Source organism: Zhouia amylolytica AD3, from assembly GCF_000511935.2.
Taxonomy (GTDB): domain Bacteria; phylum Bacteroidota; class Bacteroidia; order Flavobacteriales; family Flavobacteriaceae; genus Zhouia; species Zhouia amylolytica.
Map to the genome: position 1 here is coordinate 1 of NZ_AYXY01000014.1, position 19,528 is coordinate 19,528.

Sequence of the window (19,528 nt, forward strand, 5' to 3'; positions counted from 1 at the left end):
CTTTCTTTATCCTTTTATCTGGTACTTTAGATCATTGCCATTTAAGCTTTAATTGATCTCGTATATAGATCTTCACTAGTATTAAGAGGCTAAACGAACTAATACTTGTATTTTATCAATTCATTCCCTGCAATTTGGATTATAGTAAAATAATGGATGGAGCATTGCATCAAGAGATTCCGCAATGAATGTGGAATGACACTGGGTGTGGAATAACATTGGGACAGAACAGAAAGATTTGGTTCCGGTTATAATATTAATGGATTTGGTAACAGGTGCGGAATGACAAGTTAGATTTATTTTATATAATTTTTCTTCAAAATGCAAATAAAGTGCTCCCTGTTCTGTTTGGCCGGAAATCAGATTGAGGTGGATAATTAATACTCCAGGTATCATCAAGTGTAAGAGGTCTTGAGATAAATGTAATACTATATTTTTTTTACAAAAATCTTAATCTATTTTTCAACCTACATACAACTTTTGAGATTGATCCAGAATAATTTCTTATATAGTCTTGTAATTGAAGCTTATAGCTACGGTTTATTAGATATAAACCAATCGTAGTTCGCTTTATTAAGATTATGGAGAACGTATGATTAGTTTATAGGTGTACTTTTAGAATGAGGTGCAAAAAAGCCCGCTTGATATCAAGCAGGCTTTTCTATTATTGAATTATTATTCTGTAGTTATGATAACGATTCTAATATGTTGTTTAATGTAACGCTTGGTTTCATTGCTACTTTGGTTTTACCTTCATCAGGCAAATAATAACCTCCAATATCCTGAGAATGTCCTTGAGCGTTGTTCAATTCATTAACTATAGCATCTTCGTTCTCAGCTAATGATTTGGCTACAGGACTAAATAATGTTTTTAACTCTTGATCTGCATCCTGATTAGCCAAAGCCTGGGCCCAATACATGGCCATATAGAAATGACTTCCTCTTGTGTCTAATTCTCCAACCTTTCGAGAAGGCGATTTATCATTATCCAGGAATTTTTCAGTTCCTTTATCTAATGCATCAGCAAGTACTTTTGCCTTATCATTACTGTTAACTTCACCAAAGTGCTCCAAAGAAACTGCCAATGCTAAGAATTCTCCCAGAGAATCCCATCTTAAATGACCTTCCTCTAAAAATTGTTGAACGTGTTTTGGAGCAGATCCACCTGCACCTGTTTCGAATAATCCACCGCCATTCATAAGTGGAACTATAGAAAGCATTTTAGCGCTCGTTCCCACTTCCAGAATTGGAAATAAATCCGTTAAATAATCTCTTAATACGTTACCAGTTACAGAAATAGTGTCTTTACCGTCAATGATACGTTCAAGAGTAAAATTAGTAGCTTGAACCGGAGACATAATGAAGATATCTAATCCTTCTGTATCGTACTCCGGAAGGTATTTCTCAACTTTTTTAATTAACTCTGCATCGTGAGCTCTGTTTTCATCCAACCAGAATACAGCCGGTGTATTGGTGGCTTTCGCTCTACTTACTGCTAGCTTTATCCAATCTTGAATAGGCAGATCTTTTACCTGGCACATTCTCCAAATATCTCCTTCTTCAACCTGGTGTTCGATTAAAACTGTCCCTTCCTCGTTAACTATTTCAACTTTTCCATCGGTTGCGATTTCAAAGGTTTTATCATGTGATCCATACTCCTCAGCTTTTTGTGCCATCAGACCTACATTCGGTACAGTTCCCATAGTTGTAGGATCGAATGCACCATTCTCTTTACAAAAATCTATGGTAGCCTGATACACCCCGGCATAACTACTATCAGGAATCACAGCCTTAGTGTCTTGCGGTTTCCCTTCTGCATTCCACATCTGACCAGAATTTCTGATCATTGCAGGCATTGAAGCGTCAATAATAATATCACTTGGTACATGAAGGTTTGTAATTCCTTTGTCGGAATTCACCATGGCTAATTGAGGGCCATTGTTCAAGATGTTCTGAATTTCCTGTTTGATTTCTTCTTGCTTATCTGCAGGCAATTGTTGCAGATTATCAATTAGATTCCCTAAGCCGTTGTTTTCCTCAACACCAATTTCATTGAATAATTCTCCGTATTTCTCGAAAAGCTCTTTAAAAAAGACCTTTACAGCATGTCCGAAGATGATAGGGTCAGAAACCTTCATCATAGTCGCTTTCATGTGTAAAGAGAACAAAACTCCCGTGTCTTTTGCATCCTTAACTTGTTGTTCTAAGAATGCGATAAGGGCTTTTCTGCTCATTACGGTAGCATCAAAAATTTCACCTTCCTGGATTTTAATTCCATCCTTAAGGATAGTTTTACTACCATCGTTACCCACTAATTGGATACTTATTTTTTGTGCTTTATCAGAAGTAACAGACCTCTCGTTAGATCTAAAGTCACCAGCAGCCATGGTAGCTACGTGTGATTTAGATTCAGCACTCCATGCACCCATAGAGTGTGGATTTTTCTTTGCGTAATTTTTTACAGGTAATGGAGCTCGTCTGTCTGAGTTTCCTTCTCGCAATACCGGGTTAACTGCACTTCCTTTAATTTTATCGTATCGAGACTTTATTTCTTTCTCTTCATCAGTCTTAGGCTCGTCCGGATAATTTGGAATATTATATCCTTTGGCTTGTAGCTCTTCAATTGCATCACGTAGTTGTGGGATTGAAGCACTGATGTTAGGAAGTTTTATAATGTTAGCTTCTGGCTTCTTTACTAGTTCTCCTAATTCTGCTAGTGCATCCGTCACTTTTTGATCATCAGTTAAAAAGTCAGGAAAGGTTGCTAAAATTCTACCTGCCAAAGAAATGTCTTTTGTTTCTATAGCGATATTTGATGATTTGGTAAAGGCTTCTACAATTGAAAGCCATGAATATGTAGCTAAAGCAGGAGCTTCGTCTGTCTTGGTATAAAATATTTTAGGATTTTGTGCCATTTGAATTACGTAATATTTATTTAAACGACGCAAATATACATATTTTAAACTCTTTTTCAGACTGATAAGGAGGGAGTCTCGTATAAAAAACAAAAAGCCATATCATTGTATTTTTTATTACGATGATATGGCTTCCGAAATAACAATACTTCTTTAAATTAGATGTATAGTACACCCATTTTGCAAACTCCAGTTGCGGTAAATACTATTATTTCGATGAAACATCTTTGAATTAATTTAAGATGCTTCTTTCATTCTTTAACTTCCTACTTAATTAAAATATAATTACTTTTAATTTTTCGGCACTGATCGTAAAAATGATTCAAACTTTCTGTAAAAATTCCGTATTAAAATATTCTTTCAAAAAATTTACAGACTTAGTTAAAGAATTATCTTTCAAAGAACATTTGTCTATGTGATTTGTAAACTACAATATACTGATTATTAATCTGAAAATCAAGACCATACGTACTTTTAACAGTTCTTGTTAAGAATTAAAAAAGGCGCTATGGAAATAGCGCCTTTAGGTATAATGGTAAAGTAGTTAAAATTATCTTCTAACTTCTTTAATTCTAGCTTTCTTACCAGTAAGATTTCTAAAGTAGAATATACGAGCTCTACGAACCTTACCTCTTTTATTGATTTCTACTTTTTGTAAAGCAGGCATATTTACAGGAAAGATTCTTTCTACTCCTACAGTACCTGACATTTTTCTAATTGTAAAAGTTTCAGATGCTCCTGAACCTCTTCTTTGAATTACAACACCTCTGAAGAACTGAGTACGTGTCTTTTCACCTTCTTTAATTTCGTAATAAACAGTGATAGTGTCCCCTGCTGAAAACTGAGGAAATTCTTTTGTCTCTACAAACTGTTCTTGTACAAACTTTACTAACGGTTCCATGATTAAATTTTAAAATGTTATAATCGAAGTAACATTCACGGTTATCGCCAGAGGTTAATTCGAAATGAGTGCAAAGATAATCAATAAATTACAATATACAATCGGTTTGAGATTATTTCTTCTTTAGAAGGTCGGGTCTCCGTTCTTTTGTACGTTCATATGCCTGCTCCTCACGCCATTTTTCGATTTTGGGAAAGTTTCCGCTTAATAGAATCTCCGGTACCTTCCATCCTTTATATTCGGCAGGACGCGTATAGACTGGCGGAGCTAATAAATTGTCTTGAAAGGAATCCGTCAGAGCTGAAGTTTCATCGTTTAAGACACCAGGAATCAATCGAATAACAGCATCACATAATACAGCCGCACCAAGTTCCCCTCCTGATAATACATAATCACCTATGGAAACTTCTCTGGTAATGAAATGATCTCTTACTCTTTGATCAACTCCTTTATAGTGCCCACAAAGGATGATAATATTACCTTTTAATGAAAGGGAGTTAGCTATTTGTTGATTCAATGTTTCTCCATCAGGGGTCATATATATGACTTCATCGTAGTTTCTTTCGGCTTTTAATTTAGTAATACACTTATCAATGGGTTCTACCATCATTACCATTCCAGCCCCTCCACCGAATTGATAATCGTCTACAGTTTTATAGTTGTTAGTAGTGTAATCTCTTAAATTGTGAAAATGAACTTCTACAAGCCCTTTACTTATAGCTCTCTTTAAAATTGAAGCTTCGAAAGGACTTTTAATCAACTCTGGTAGGACAGTGATTATATCTATGCGCATGATTCTATACTTATCCTGCAAAGATGCAAAGAATCTTTGATAATGTATATAAAAAAAGGCCCTATAGAAGAGCCTTATTTGTTTTTATTTAGCCTTGGCTAATTTCTGTTTGTTTATTTCATCTTGAAGTTGCCTTCTAACCTTTTGTTCTCTTTCCAAGGATTTTCGTCTGTATTCTTCATATTCTTCTTCAATATCTCTGAGATTGTCTCTGGACTCTACGGTGACTTTATTAGCGTTTTTAAATTTATAGATGAATAGAAATAAAACAGCTAATAAAACAAATACCAATCCCCACATCAGGGTCTTGTAATTTTGTTTAGAAATTAGCACACCAAAAAAGGATATACTATCTTTCTCTTCCTTTAATTGAGTTAGTTGAGAGTTTAAGGAGGCAACATTGTTGTTTAGTTTATCTATTTCCCCTTTTTGAGTAGCATTCGACTTCTTAACATTGCCTAGTTCATTTTTAAAGGTATTGAGGGAATCAATAACATTCTTCTTTAAAGTTGTTAGCCAAACTTTTTTAACTACTTTATAATTTTGGTAATTGTTCGATTTTTGGTAAACAAACTCAAACTGATCATTTACATTGCCTTCAGTAAGGGAAAGTTTGCTGTCATCTTCTTGAGCATTAGCTATTACGGTAGTGAATAATAATAAAGCTAAAACTCTCAAAATCTGTATCCTTTTCATTTTCCTAAATTTTTATTTGGGGTTGCAAATATATGTTTTTACTGCTAACGATTATAATTATAACTTATTGTTTTATACGTGATATAATAAAATATGGATTCTTTTACAGCCTATTTTGTGAAAATAATTAAGATAAATTCCCAGCCGAGACCAATTTTAAAAAGCAAAATCTAGATTCGTTGAATTAAAATTGGAGTAAATATATGTTGTTCAGAGATTTGATGAACACCTGTTAAACAAAAAAAGGCTATATTCAATTAAAATATAGCCTAAAGTTGGTTAATAAGTATTTTAGTAATAAGTAAATCTTCTAACCTTTGCGATGTATTTGGCTAGCCTGATTACTTGATGGCTGTAACCATACTCGTTGTCATACCAAATGTAAAGAATAGCATTCTTACCTTCATTACTCACAATTGTAGCCTTGCTGTCATAAATTGACGGAGCAGAAGTACCTACGATATCTGATGATACGAGTTCATTGCTTAATGAGTACTTTATTTGTTCAACCAAATCACCTTCCAAAGCATATTTTCTCATAATACCATTGATTTTGTCTTTGGTAGTTGCCTTTTCTAGCTCAAGGTTTAATACCACCAAGGAACCGTTAGGCACCGGCACTCTGATGGCATTAGAGGTAAGTTTTCCTTCTAATGATGGAAGAGCCTTGGAAACAGCTTTACCCGCACCCGTTTCTGTAATTACCATGTTCAGGGCCGCGGCACGGCCACGTCTGTATTTTTTATGCATATTATCAACCAGATTTTGGTCATTAGTGTATGCATGAATGGTTTCTAAATGCCCTTTGACAACACCTAGTGAGTCTTCAACTGCTTTTAAGATTGGCGTAATCGCATTGGTGGTACATGATGCAGCAGAGAAAATATCAACCTTGTTCGGATCGAATTCCTTTTGATTTACACCATAAACTATGTTAGGGACCTCCTTGCCAGGTGCTGTTAAAAGTACTTTAGAAGCGCCTTTGGCTTTTAAATGTCTGCTTAGCTCTTTTTTATCTCTAAAGGCTCCTGTATTATCCAGAATTAATGCCTTGTCAATTCCGTATTGGGTGTAGTCTATATCTTCCGGGTTATTAGCTGAAATCATGTGAACAGTGGTGCCGTTGATTATCAGCGCGTCGTTTTTGGCATCCGTAATTACAGTGCCTGGGAAATCACCATGAACAGAATCATTTCTTAATAAAGCCGCTCTTTTTTCCAGAATTTCATTAGTAATAGCACCTCTTGTTACAATAGCTCTCAATCTTAGTTGACTCCCTTTACCTGTCTTAAGCATCAGCTCTCTTGCCAGAAGTCTTCCAATACGTCCAAAACCATAAAGCACTACATCTTTTGGTTTAATTTCGGAAGAATTGTTAGCGTTTTTAAGTTTGTCTATTACAAACGCTTTGCTGTCGTTATACTTTTTATTGGCCTCTAAATGATATTCATAGGTTAATTTGCCTATATCAATTTTGGCAGGAGGTAGGTTTAAAGACTGAATTGCTTCGGCAATTTCTACAGAATCAAAAATGGAGATAGGCTTCTCAACGAATTCACATGCGTATTCATGGAGATTTAAAATTTCACTAACGTTTTTGTCTATTAATTGATTTCTGAAAAGTACCAGCTCAATAGACTTGTCGTACCATAAATCATTGACTATTTTAATGAATTCGACAGAAGCTTTTCTGCGATTGGCTTGAAGCGCGAGCTCTTGCTCGTAGTTGTGGTTCAGGCTCATTTTGTTAGTTTAGTGTTATGTTAAGTTTAGTTTTTCGGCGCAAAAGTATTTATTTCAAACGTTTTCGTAAAGAAAAAGATCATAAAATATATTAAAGTCATTAATTTGCATTCAAATTAATTATTTAAATATAAAAAAGACATTAATGAGATTAACTCGTGGAATGATAAGATTCGCACATGTTTGCATACTACTGATTAGTTTTTGTTCATGTAAAAATGCTTCAAAGCAATTAAAAGACACCCACGTTGAAAAGCCAGATACATTTGAGACGATTCAGGTTAATACAAATGAAGTTCAAGAGCGTTTAGATACCATTATAATTCAAACTGTCTTGAAAGACCTATCTGGAGTTTCAGATACGACATTTGTTAATTTAAAAGAGTATAGCGATGATTTTCTCTATGATTTGAAGTATGCTACTACAGATAACTTTTTGAAAACCAAAGTTTATGAATGTGCTGAATGTTATGTACGGGCAAAAACTGCAAGAGCCTTAATAAAGGCCAATAAAGAATTTCAAAAGCAAGGTTATAGAATTAAGTTTTTTGATTGTTACAGACCTCATGATGTTCAAAAAGAAATGTGGAAAATTGTTCCAAACCCTCAATATGTAGCAAACCCAGCTAAGGGATCGATACATAATAAAGGTGGTGCGGTCGATATTACACTGGTGAATTCAAATGGTGAAGAACTTAAAATGGGTACGGGCTTTGATTTTTTTGGACCTAAAGCACATCATGATTACACAGCCTTACCTGAAAAGGTTTTGGAGAACAGAAAATTACTTAAAGAAACTATGGAAAAATATGGTTTTTGGTCAATCCGAACCGAATGGTGGCATTATAATTTAAGCGCAGGTTCTAACGATCGCGTTGCTAATTTCAGATGGAATTGTGAGTAATTCTATCCTGTTTTAGTACACCATAAAACGATTTTATTATTTTCAATGTCGGTAGTAAAGAACAAATATAATGTTCCGCCATCTTTTAGTTTCAATCTTTTTTTAATTTGATCAGGATTTTCAGGGAAATTTCGTGTAGCGATGTTTGCCTTAGAGTTCCCCATGATTTTTCTAAGACTTTTCGGATTATAAGGAGTTGTTTTATCAATTGTAAACTTTCTTCCGGGAAATTCGTCTACGAGCACATTTGAAGTATATAAATGTGAATGCTCATGAAGTTTAGGAGTGTTGTATGTTTCGGATATTAAGCTAAAAGCTCCGGACTTCATTATTGCAGAATTAGGTTCGTACAAGTATTTCAGAGGAGGGGAATAGTTCGTCCTGCTCTGTTGGATATCTTCAGGAGAAAATTCAAACTTTTCTTCATTCACACCGATGTTTACAGTCGTAATTTTTTCAAGGGTACTTGCAGATTTACTGAGAATCCACAATAGTTCCTTAACCTCGTTGTTTAAGGCTATAATGTGAAGTTGTTTGCAATGTTTTAATTCTTTTAGCCCGATGGATATATCGAGCATTGGAGAAGTCTTAATTATTAGAACCTTCCCTTTTTCCATTAAAAGATCAATATGTTCAGGGATATTAGGTAAACAATCTTCAAGTTTAAAAACCTTTCCTTTAATCTCATTTCGTCTGGATGGATCTACGTAAATACAATCGAATTTTGATTTTGTATTAACGAGGTATTGGATGCCGTCTTCGTTTATACATGAAATATTGTTTGCGTTCAGCATGCTGAAATTGTATGCTGCTATTTTAGAAAGTTCCGCATTCAGTTCACAATGGATTACCTGGTCGAAACTTTTACTGAAATAATAATCATCAACCCCGAATCCGCCTGTCAGGTCAATAAAGGATTTACCGCTAAATAAATTAGCTTTATATCTTGCCGTTTTCTCAGAAGATGTTTGCTCTATGTTCAGCTTATTGGGATAGAAAATCCTGGGTGTTTCATACCACAGTGGCAACTTTTTTTTACATCTGATTTTGGCTTCTATTTGCTCTACGAGTTCCTGATTACTAACGGTTTCAAACAGCTGCCTTTTTAAAAGAATTGACAGAATGTCAGTCGAGATATTTTTTAATATAAAGTCTTGAACATCAGTATTTAAAATATTTGTATTCAAAGTAAAGCTATAAGTTTTTAGTCAAGGATTTAACAATTTTATTTTCTGCTAAAAACTCTTTTAAAACAACCTTTATAGCAGTATAGGTTGGTACTGCAACAATCATTCCCGTTACTCCGAATAAAAGTCCTGCAATAATGATGATTAAAAAGATTTCCAGAGGGTGTGATTTCACACTATTTGAAAAGATAAAAGGTTGGCTAAAGAAGTTGTCGATTAATTGCCCAATAATAAACCCAATAAGGACATATAAGGTTGTTGGTAGTATTACGGTACTAAAATCCTGACCCAGGTTACTCGTCATGGTAAGCAAGATCATTAAAGCCCCACCAATCAAAGGTCCAATATAAGGTATAAGATTAAGGAGGGCACAAAGGAATGCTATTACGATAGGATTGCTAATCCCAAAAATAAGTAAGACGATGGTGTATATTACAAATAGTATAAATATTTGCAACATCAACCCGATGAAGTATCGGGATAACAGGTCTTTGATTTTTTCAATACTATGTTTTAATTTAGATTCTTTATTATCGGGAACAAAAACCATTAAGCTGCTCTCCAGTAGTTTGCTATCCTTTAAAAAGAAGAAAGAAATAAACAGAACAGAAAACAGTCCCACACCAAAATTACTAACAACCCCGACCATATTGTTCAAAAAGTTAGGAATGGCACCGAAGTTTAATTTAGACCATAATTCAGATTCCTTAATTGTTTTTTCTATATCAATTTGTCGTAATGAAAAGTAATCGGTAAGTTCTATGTATAGGTGTTGAAGATTGGCTTTTAGCGCTTCAATATCCAATAATGCCAGGTTTCTGCCTTGTTCAGCGATTAATGGGATAAACATAGAGATTAAGCCAACAACAATTCCAATCATTAAAACCATCGTAAACACCACTGCCAGGGTGTTTTTAAACTTGAGTTTTTTCCGCAAAAATATAATAATGGGTCTGCCGATAAGAGATAAAACAGCTGCCACAACAAGGTATACGATTACTGATTGAATCTGGTACAAAAAATATAAGAGTAATACTATGGCCGCTATGATAGCAATCGCTCTTAAAATTCCGTTAGCTATGATTTTTGAATTCATCTAAGTTAAATTTGAGTGAGAAGATAGCAAAATTTCGTTTAGAGAGAATCTAAATGAATATTCGTCATTAGTTTTCAAACGCATATTCAATAATGTTAGCTCCCATTTGTAATGCTTTGATTCTTACTTCTTCAGGATCGTTGTGTACACCCGGACTTTCCCAGCCATCTCCCAGATCACTTTCATAGGTGAATAACAACAGAAGTCTTCCGTTATGAAAAATTCCGAAAGCCTGAGGTCGTTTTCCATCGTGTTCATGGATTTTAGGTAATCCATTCGGAAATTTATAAGTTTGATTGAAAATCGGATGAGTTGACGGTAATTCTATAAGTTCTTTATCCGGAAAAACCTTTTTTAGTTCCTTTTTTAAAAAGGGCTCCATTCCATAATTATCATCGATATGAAGAAAGCCTCCGGATAATAAATAATTTCTAAGATTTTGAGCGTCCTCATCTGAAAAGTAAATATTACCGTGTCCTGTCATATGCAGAAACGGGTATAAAAAAAGATCAGTGCTATTTACAGCAACATTAGCAGGGGTAGCTTCTATATTGGTGTTTATGTTTGTATTACAAAAAGCAATAAGATTAGGAAGCGCCGTTGGGTTGGCATACCAATCTCCACCTCCATTATATTTTAAAACGGCTATTTCCTGAGCATTTACAAATAGAGTTCCTGAGCAAAGGAAAGTATAAAAGAGTAGTATGAATTTAATATTCTTAATCATTTGCAAGGGCAATAGTGTGACAAGCTACAATGGCCGCAGTTTCTGTTCTCAGTCTGTTGCTGCCTAAAGAGACAGCTGTATATCCAAGTTCTAGAGCAGTCTCAATTTCTTCTTTAGAAAAATCGCCTTCTGGACCAATTAAAACAGTGGCATCATGATCAGGCATTATTCTTCTTTTTAAAGAAAACCTTTCATGATCTTCGCAATGAGCAATAAATAACTGTCCTTGAGGGATCTTCTTAATAAAATCATTAAATGAAATGGCATCGTTTAGTTTTGGAAGGTAAAACTGCAAAGACTGCTTCATTGCCGATTGAATTATCTTTTCAAAACGTTCTTTTTTTATTACTGTCCGTTCCGAATGATCACAAATAACGGGGGTGATTTCATCAACTCCAATTTCAACGGCTTTCTCCAGAAACCATTCGTATCGGTCATTCATTTTGGTTGGTGCGACGACAAGGTGCAAGTGGTATCGTTTTTCATTTATTTTAATAACTTCTGTGATCTTGCACACGCAATTTTTAATGTCGGATACTATGATTTCAGCCTTAAAATGATACCCATCACCATTTGTTATATCTAAAGTATCACCAATTTTTTTACGAAGGACTTTAACAATGTGTCTACTTTCTTCTTTGTTAAAAGTGAATTCAGTGGTAGATTTATTAAGTTCTTTTTGGTAAAATAATTGCATAAGGTCTAAACGTATTTATTGAAAATTATTCCGTTATGTAATAACGTGGTTGGGCAGTGATATCTTCTTTGGTAAAATCCTGAGAAAGGTATTTATAGTGTCCTACAATTCCAATCATTGCCGCATTATCAGTCGTGTACTCAAATTTAGGAATAAATGTTTTCCAGCCATACTTTTTTTCCGCTTCTTTTAACGCGAAACGAATTCCTGAATTTGCCGACACACCACCTCCGATGGCCACTTGTTTGATTCCCGTTTCCTTAGAGGCTTTTTTTAATTTATCCATTAAAATATTAATGATCGTGTATTGAATTGAAGCACAGATATCTTCCAGATGTGTGGCTATAAAATTTTCATTCTTTTTAGTTTCTCGCTGCACAAAATAAAGAATGGCTGTTTTTAGTCCGCTAAAGCTAAAGTTTAGGCCTTCAACCTTGGGTTTAGGAAAAGTAAATGCTTTCGGGTTCCCTTTTTGAGCCAGTTTATCTATCAAAGGACCACCCGGATATGAAAGTCCTAATATTTTAGCTGATTTATCATAGGCTTCTCCAACGGCATCATCTGTTGTTTCACCAATTACTTCCATTGAAAAAAAGTCATTTACCTTGACAATTTGGGTGTGTCCTCCACTAATAGTCATCGCTAAAAAAGGGAACGAAGGTTGTTCGAAATCCTCTTCTTCAATAAAGTGAGCAAGGATGTGTGCCTGCATATGATTTACTTCTATCAATGGAATGTTAAGTCCCATAGCAAGTGACTTTGCAAAAGATGTTCCGACTAATAAAGATCCCATTAATCCAGGTCCTCTGGTAAAAGCTATGGCAGATAATTGTTTTTTGTCGATATTTGCTTTTGCTAATGCCTGATGTACAACCGGAACAATGTTTTGTTGATGAGCTCTGGAAGCTAATTCAGGTACAACGCCACCATATGCTTCATGTATTTTTTGATTGGCAACTACATTGCTCAGTACTTTTTTATTATGAAGTACAGCAGCAGAGGTGTCATCGCACGAAGATTCTATGGCAAGAATGTAAATATTATCGGTACTCATTCTGTATTTGGAATAAAATTTGAAAGACAAAGGTAAAACAATAAGCGGTATCAAAAAACTAAGAAAAATACTGAAAAGAGTATTACTCACCTTATTATCAATAATCGTTTTGATAGTAATGATATTTTCTTTGCCTGCTGTTCAGACTAATATAGCCAAGAGAGTTACAAAATCTCTGAATGAAAAGTATAAAACTAATATAAATATAGATCGGGTAGGAATAAGTCTACTGGGTAATGTTTACTTAAAGGATGTTTATATAGAAGATTATAAGCAAGACACCCTGATACATATAGAGGATCTTACCACTTCGCTAAAAAGTGTTAGAAAAGCTATAAACGGGCAGTTGGAGTTCGGGGGGATTGATATTACCCAGCTCACCATGAATATTAAAACATATAAAGGTTCCGAAGAAAGTAATCTCGACCTTTTTGTTGAAAAACTTGATTCGGGTCCATCAAATCCGAACGCCCCTCCATTTGAGTTAACAGCAACCTCAATAGAAATAGAGAAAAGCAAATTCAGGATCATTGATGAGAATAAAGAGAATCCTTCGTTCATCAATTATAGTAAGTTAAATGCTTTGGTAAATAATTTTAAAATTGAAGGACCGAATGTAAGTACTAACATAGAACGTTTATCTTTTCTGGGAGAAAGAGGTGTCTTTGTAGAAAGACTTTCAGCTGATTTCTTCTATTCGAAGACCAGAATGGATTTTGAAAACCTCCAAATTAAAACGCCTCAATCGGATATAAATGGAAAATTGGTGTTTACCTATGATAGAGAAGATTTTAAGGAGTTTACAGATAAAGTAAAACTTCAGGCAACTTTTGAGGAATCTACGGTGGCTTTTGATGAAGTGAATTTATTTTACAATGAGTTTGGGAAAGGGAAAACGGTAAAGCTATCTTCGGAAATCAGTGGTGTCTTAAATAACCTGAATACTAAAAACCTGAATATTGTTTCTGAAAATACACGGATTTATGGTGATTTCGTATTTGAAAACTTATTTGAAAGTTCCAGGCCTTTTAAAATTATAGGAAATGTTAAAAATGTTAGTTCGAATTATGGTCAACTAAAAGAATTACTCCCTCGTATATTAGGACGATCATTACCAGAATCATTAGCAAAGCTTGGACAATTTTCGATAGATGGGCAAACTACTATTACTCAAAAAGAAATTGACCTAAAGTTTGATTTGAAAACGGATATAGGGGATAGTTTTGCAGATCTTAAACTAACAGATATCGACGATATTGATAATGCGATCTATAAGGGTAAAGTTTCACTTGATGAGTTTGATGTAGGGGTCTACATGGAAGATATGTCTTTTGGAACCACTACAGTAGACTTAAAAGTTGATGGGAAAGGCTTTTCAAAAGAAGATTTAAATACCGAAATAATTGGTACTGTATTTAGTTTAGTTTACAACGGGTATACCTATAATAATATATCTGTTTCGGGTATCTTAAAAGACCAATTGTTTGATGGGAGATTGAATTCTAAGGATGAAAACTTTCTGGTTTTCTTCGAGGGATTGGCTGACTTTTCTAATGAGGAGAATGAATTTAACTTCATCGCGGAAGTTGACTATGCTGATTTAAATAAGTTGAACTTCGTTCAACGAGACAGTATTTCTATTTTTAAAGGTAAAATAGTTACTGATGTCCTCGGTAACACATTTGACGATATTAAGGGGGAGGTGAACTTTTATAATACCACCTATGTGAATCAAAATCATGAATACTTTTTCGACGACTTTCGCATTAGCTCAAGGTTTGAAGGAAAAGAACGTGTAATTGAAATAAATTCTCCGGATATAATAGAAGGGTATGTAAGAGGAAAGTTTTTTTATAAGGAGGTAGGGAAACTCGTGAGGAATTCGATCGGAAGTATTTATACGAATTATGACCCTTACGAAATTTCACCAGGACAAAACCTTAAATTCGATCTGAAGATATATAACAAAATAGTCGATGTTTTCTACCCGGAAATAGATTTTGGTAAGAATACATTCATAAAAGGTAATATCATTGCTGATGAAGGGGATTTTAAATTAACCTTCAATTCTCCTAATATAGATGCTTTTGGGAATGTGATGGCGAATATCAACCTGGAGATTGATAACAAAAACCCACTTTACAACACATTTATTCAGGTTGGTAACATTGATGCCGGTTTTTATGAGGCTGCGGATTTTAACTTGATCAATACGACAATCAAGGATACACTATTCTTTAGAACGGAATTTAAGGGAGGGAAAGATAAGACAGATATTTATAACCTTAACTTCTATCATACATTCGATGAAGATCAAAATTCAGTTATAGGTCTGAAAAAGTCAGAAGTTGGTTTTAAAGGGAATGATTGGGTCATTAACAGGGCGAATAATCGTGATAATAAAGTTGTTTTTACCAAGGACGTGGATACGATCTACATAAAAGAACTGGTGATGAATGATGGTGAAGAACAAATTGACCTGAAAGGAGTTTTGGTTGATTCTACTTATAAAGATGTAGATCTTAAATTCACAAATGTTACGCTTAATAAAATAACGCCTACGATCGATAGCCTGAAACTGGGAGGTGTGGTTAATGGTGATTTTAAGATTGTTCAAAACAGAAAAAGATATTATCCATCTTCTAATATTAGTATTACATCGTTAAGAGCTAATGATGTGCTTCTGGGAGATTTGAATATTGATATTATTGGTAGTGAAGACCTTTCGGTGTTCTCAGTAGACTCTAAATTGATCAATGAGGGAGTAGAATCGCTGTATACTTATGGTAATTTAATTATTCAAAAAGGAGCAGAACCCTCCTTAGGTTTAAGGGCTAATTTGCAGAACCTGAACTTATCAGCCTTTAGTCCATTAGGGGAAGATGTAATTACAAACATTAGAGGATTTGCTTCGGGTCATGATATTAAAATAGCCGGTCCTTTATCCAACCTCGATATTGATGGTTCATTAACAATAACAGATGGAGGGTTAAAGGTGCCTTATCTTAATGTTGATGCTGATTTTAGTAAAACCGCTATTGTTAATTTGTATAAGCAAACTTTTGAATTTCCAAATATCCAATTAACTGATACGAAGTATCAAACAAATGCAGTGCTTAATGGTACCATAAGTCATAGTGGTTTTGAAGATTGGTATTTGGACTTGTCTCTCAATACAAACGGTGGACGATTCTTAGTGTTGGATACCAAAATGCATGAAGATGCTCTCTATTATGGTACCGGATTTGTTTCCGGGGAAGCCCAACTCTTTGGTCTGGCAGATGAATTGAGTATAAAAGTTGAGGGAACTACCATGGAGGGTACTTCTTTGAAGATACCAATATCCTATGAAACAGAGATTGGGGATATGTCCTTCATAAATTTTGTGGATAAAAATGCAGATGAATATACGAACAAGCAAAGAGAACTGGCCGGAAGTAAAGGACTTCAGTTGCTATTTGATTTGGAGATAACGCAGGAAGCGGAGGTTGAAATCGTCATTGACGATAAAAACGGTAGTGTTTTAAAAGGACGCGGTGATGGATTTTTGCTAATAGATTACAGTGCCAATGGATTTAAAATGTATGGGGATTATATTACCTATGAAGGACAATATATTTTTAAATATGGAGGGTTTATAGATAAGCGGTTTACCGTTCGTCCGGGAGGAACTATTAACTGGACCGGAGATCCACTTAAGGCGGATGTTAACATACAAGGGGTATATTCATTATATGCCAATCCAGGGGTGATGCTTGATAATCCAAATTATACCCGTAAAATTGAAACAGATGTTATAATCAACCTTCAAAATGAATTGTTGAAACCCGATATTGATTTCGATATAGAGTTTCCTTTAGCCGGTTCAGTAACCAACTCCGAGTTGAATTATAAGTTGGATGATAAAAATAAAAGAGAGTTACAGGCTCTATCACTACTGGCTCAAGGAAGTTTTGTGAATGAAGGTAATTTAGATCCTTCTCAATTCGGGTACAGTAATATTGCCGAAACAGCCTCCGGAATCCTTACAAACGTTTTAAACTCGGATGAGGGAAAGGTTGATGTTGGTATTAACTTTGAAAGAGGAGAGCGAAATCCTAACCTCGATTATGCCACGGAAGATAGGGTAGGAGTTACAGTTTCAACTCAAATTAGTGATCGTATTTTGATAAATGGTAAGTTAGGGGTTCCGATTAACAGTGTTTCTGAAACCGTTGTGGCCGGAGATATAGAAATGCAAATCCTGTTAAACGAAAAAGGAACTCTTTCTGCTCGTATTTTTAACAGGGAGAATGAAATTCAACAGTTTTTAATACAAGAATATGGATATACCCAAGGGGTTGGATTGTCTTATCAGGTGGATTTTAATACCTTTAAGGAATTAATGAGAGAAATCTTTAAAAAGAAAACGTCTGAAGAAGAGAAACCTCAACAAAAACCCTCTGAAAATAATGAGGAAACCTTAGGGGGCGGTTTGGTAAAATTTTCTTCGAAAAAGGCAGATAATAACTAAATTCTGAATGCCGCAAATTACCCTACTTTATATGCTTGCATAATACTATATTTAAATAACGAAAGCCAATTTGTTACAAAGTTATTAACGAAAACGTTTGAATTATTTGAATAGTTTAGATTTATCGAAATCTATATAAAAAATTAAAAATTCTTTGGTAGTTTTACCTTTCAAACTAGCATATATGTCAACAGAAATAAGTAAGATTGGAGTTCTCACATCAGGAGGAGACTCACCAGGTATGAATGCAGCAATTCGTTCTGTGGTACGTACTTGTGCATTTCACAAAATAGATTGTGTTGGAATTTACCGAGGTTATCAAGGACTCATCGAGGGAGACTTTAAAGAGTTAAATGCCCGTAGTGTAAAAAATATCATCAATAGAGGAGGAACCTTTTTGAAATCGGCCCGTTCGGATGATTTCAGAACTAAAGAAGGTAGAGAAAAAGCGTATCAAAATTTATTAGAACACGAAGTTGATGCCCTGGTGATTATTGGGGGTGACGGTTCTTTTACCGGAGGTATGATTTTTAATGAAGAATTTGGTTTCCCTGTGATAGGTATCCCAGGTACTATAGATAATGATATTTTCGGTACGAAATCTACATTGGGATATGATACTGCTTTAAATACTGTTGTGGAAGCTATAGACAGGATCAGGGATACGGCCAGTTCTCATAATCGATTATTCTTTGTTGAAGTAATGGGGAGAGATGCTGGGCATATAGCCTTAAACACAGGAGTTGGAGCTGGCGCTGAAGAAATCCTTATTCCGGAAGAGAATTTAGGTTTGGAGCGTATGTTAGAATCCCTGGAAAGAAGTGAGGCTTCTGGGAAAACTTCAAGTATTGTTGTTGTTGCAGAAGGTGATAAATCTGGGAAGAATGTATTTGAACTTGCTGAGTATGTAGAAGAGAATTTACCAGGATACGATATTAGGGTTTCAGTTTTAGGTCATATCCAACGAGGAGGGGCCCCAAGTTGCTACGACAGGGTGCTTGCCAGTAGAATGGGAGTAAAAGCCGTTGAATCTTTATTAGAAGGAAAATCTAACTATATGGTAGGTATTAATAATGATGAAATGCTGCTTACCCCATTAGATAAAGCTGTTAAAGGTAAAACAGAAATCAATAAAGAATTGCTGAGAGTCTCAGATATAATGACAACATAAATTATAAAGTTAATATTTCGTAAATTAAATAAAGAAGAAAAGAGTATGTCAACAGTAAAAATTGGAATTAACGGATTTGGACGTATTGGAAGAATGGTTTTCAGAGCAACGGTCGCAAGACCTAATGTAGAGATAGTTGCTATAAACGATCTTTTAGATATTAACCACTTAGCATACTTACTGGAGTACGATTCAGTACACGGAAAGTTTGATGGTACCGTAGAGGTAAAAGACGGACAGTTAGTCGTAAATGGAAAAGTGGTTAGAGTAACTGCAGAAAGAAATCCTGAAGACTTAAAGTGGGATGAAGTAGGAGCTGATGTGGTAGCAGAATGTACTGGGATCTTTACAACCTTAGACACTGCTGATGCGCATTTAAAGGCTGGTGCTAAAAAAGTAGTTATTTCGGCTCCTTCAAAAGATGCTCCAATGTTTGTAATGGGAGTAAACCACGAGGAGGTAAAATCTTCAGATAATATAGTATCGAATGCATCATGTACAACAAACTGTTTAGCTCCATTAGCTAAAGTTCTTAATGATAACTTTGGTATTGAAGAAGGTTTAATGACTACAGTGCATGCAACAACTGCTACTCAATTAACAGTTGACGGTCCTTCCAGAAAAGACTGGAGAGGTGGTCGTAGCGCTATGTTGAATATTATCCCTGCCTCTACAGGAGCTGCAAAAGCGGTAGGTAAGGTGATTCCTGCATTAAATGGAAAGCTTACCGGGATGGCCTTTAGAGTGCCAACCGCTGATGTATCTGTAGTAGATTTAACTGTAAGATTAGAAAAGGAAACTTCATTGGAAGAGATCAAGAAAACAATGAAAGAAGCTGCGGAAGGGCCTCTTAAAGGAATTCTTGGTTATACTGAAGAATTAGTAGTTTCTCAAGACTTTATCGGTGATGTAAGAACTAGTATTTTTGATGCAGATGCAGGAATTGAGTTATCTTCTAAATTCTTTAAAGTAGTTTCTTGGTATGATAATGAAGCAGGTTATTCTAATAAATTAGTTGATTTGGCAGAATACGTTACAGCTATCAAATAAATAGCTTACTTTATATATGATTCCCGCATTTCTGCGGGAATTATTTTTACTTAAACAAACTAACAAACAAACTAACTAACT

General features: G+C 34.9%; 14 protein-coding genes. 4 read left to right on the top strand and 10 right to left on the bottom strand.

The window, feature by feature from the left end:
• Positions 1-686 precede the first annotated feature (686 nt).
• From P278_RS04315 to P278_RS04335, 5 genes are all read right to left on the bottom strand, one after another.
• Positions 687-2,915 carry an NADP-dependent isocitrate dehydrogenase gene (locus tag P278_RS04315; RefSeq protein ID WP_038262934.1) on the bottom strand — a complete coding sequence of 743 codons (2,229 nt, stop codon included), beginning with the start codon at positions 2,913-2,915 and terminating at the stop codon, positions 687-689.
• A gap of 550 nt (positions 2,916-3,465) precedes the next feature.
• Positions 3,466-3,816, bottom strand: a complete 351-nt coding sequence (rplS, locus tag P278_RS04320; RefSeq protein WP_038262935.1) for a 50S ribosomal protein L19 — start codon at positions 3,814-3,816, stop codon at positions 3,466-3,468.
• A gap of 112 nt (positions 3,817-3,928) precedes the next feature.
• Positions 3,929-4,609 carry a tRNA (guanosine(37)-N1)-methyltransferase TrmD gene (gene trmD, locus P278_RS04325; RefSeq protein ID WP_038262937.1) on the bottom strand — a complete coding sequence of 227 codons (681 nt, stop codon included), beginning with the start codon at positions 4,607-4,609 and terminating at the stop codon, positions 3,929-3,931.
• Between the two features lie 84 nt (positions 4,610-4,693).
• Positions 4,694-5,305, bottom strand: a complete 612-nt coding sequence (locus tag P278_RS04330; protein WP_038262938.1) for a hypothetical protein — start codon at positions 5,303-5,305, stop codon at positions 4,694-4,696.
• 291 nt (positions 5,306-5,596) lie between these two features.
• A complete protein-coding gene (locus tag P278_RS04335; protein ID WP_038262941.1) occupies positions 5,597-7,048 on the bottom strand; it encodes a glyceraldehyde-3-phosphate dehydrogenase in 1,452 nt (483 codons plus the stop codon).
• A 145-nt stretch (positions 7,049-7,193) separates the two neighbouring features.
• Here P278_RS04335 and P278_RS04340 point away from each other — a divergent pair, with 145 nt between their 5' ends.
• Entirely contained in the window at positions 7,194-7,952 is a 759-nt protein-coding gene (locus tag P278_RS04340; protein ID WP_235444247.1) for a M15 family metallopeptidase, read from the top strand.
• A gap of 2 nt (positions 7,953-7,954) precedes the next feature.
• Here P278_RS04340 and P278_RS04345 read toward each other — a convergent pair whose 3' ends face one another.
• The 5 genes from P278_RS04345 to tsaD form a co-directional block, all read right to left on the bottom strand.
• Entirely contained in the window at positions 7,955-9,139 is a 1,185-nt protein-coding gene (locus tag P278_RS04345; protein WP_038262943.1) for a class I SAM-dependent methyltransferase, read from the bottom strand.
• A gap of 7 nt (positions 9,140-9,146) precedes the next feature.
• The gene (locus tag P278_RS04350) at positions 9,147-10,235 is read right to left on the bottom strand and encodes an AI-2E family transporter (RefSeq protein ID WP_038262945.1); all 1,089 of its coding nucleotides are present in this window, start codon (positions 10,233-10,235) and stop codon (positions 9,147-9,149) included.
• Positions 10,236-10,302: 67 nt separating this feature from the next.
• Positions 10,303-10,962, bottom strand: coding sequence for a DUF4159 domain-containing protein (locus P278_RS04355; protein WP_038262948.1), 660 nt, complete (start codon positions 10,960-10,962; stop codon positions 10,303-10,305).
• On the bottom strand, positions 10,955-11,659 hold the full coding sequence (locus P278_RS04360; protein ID WP_038262950.1) for a 16S rRNA (uracil(1498)-N(3))-methyltransferase: 705 nt from the start codon (positions 11,657-11,659) through the stop codon (positions 10,955-10,957). Before P278_RS04360 ends, P278_RS04355 begins: the two co-directional genes overlap by 8 nt.
• A 25-nt stretch (positions 11,660-11,684) precedes the next feature.
• Positions 11,685-12,713 (bottom strand): tRNA (adenosine(37)-N6)-threonylcarbamoyltransferase complex transferase subunit TsaD, encoded by a 1,029-nt coding sequence (gene tsaD / locus P278_RS04365; RefSeq protein ID WP_038262951.1) that lies wholly within the window; start codon positions 12,711-12,713, stop codon positions 11,685-11,687.
• 19 nt (positions 12,714-12,732) lie between these two features.
• On the opposite strand from tsaD, the gene P278_RS04370 reads away from it, so the two are divergent.
• From P278_RS04370 to gap, 3 genes are all read left to right on the top strand, one after another.
• Entirely contained in the window at positions 12,733-17,226 is a 4,494-nt protein-coding gene (locus P278_RS04370; RefSeq protein ID WP_235444248.1) for a translocation/assembly module TamB domain-containing protein, read from the top strand.
• Between the two features lie 184 nt (positions 17,227-17,410).
• Positions 17,411-18,397, top strand: coding sequence for a 6-phosphofructokinase (gene pfkA / locus P278_RS04375; protein ID WP_038262954.1), 987 nt, complete (start codon positions 17,411-17,413; stop codon positions 18,395-18,397).
• Positions 18,398-18,442: 45 nt separating this feature from the next.
• Positions 18,443-19,447, top strand: coding sequence for a type I glyceraldehyde-3-phosphate dehydrogenase (gene gap / locus P278_RS04380; RefSeq protein WP_038262957.1), 1,005 nt, complete (start codon positions 18,443-18,445; stop codon positions 19,445-19,447).
• Positions 19,448-19,528: the final 81 nt, after the last annotated feature.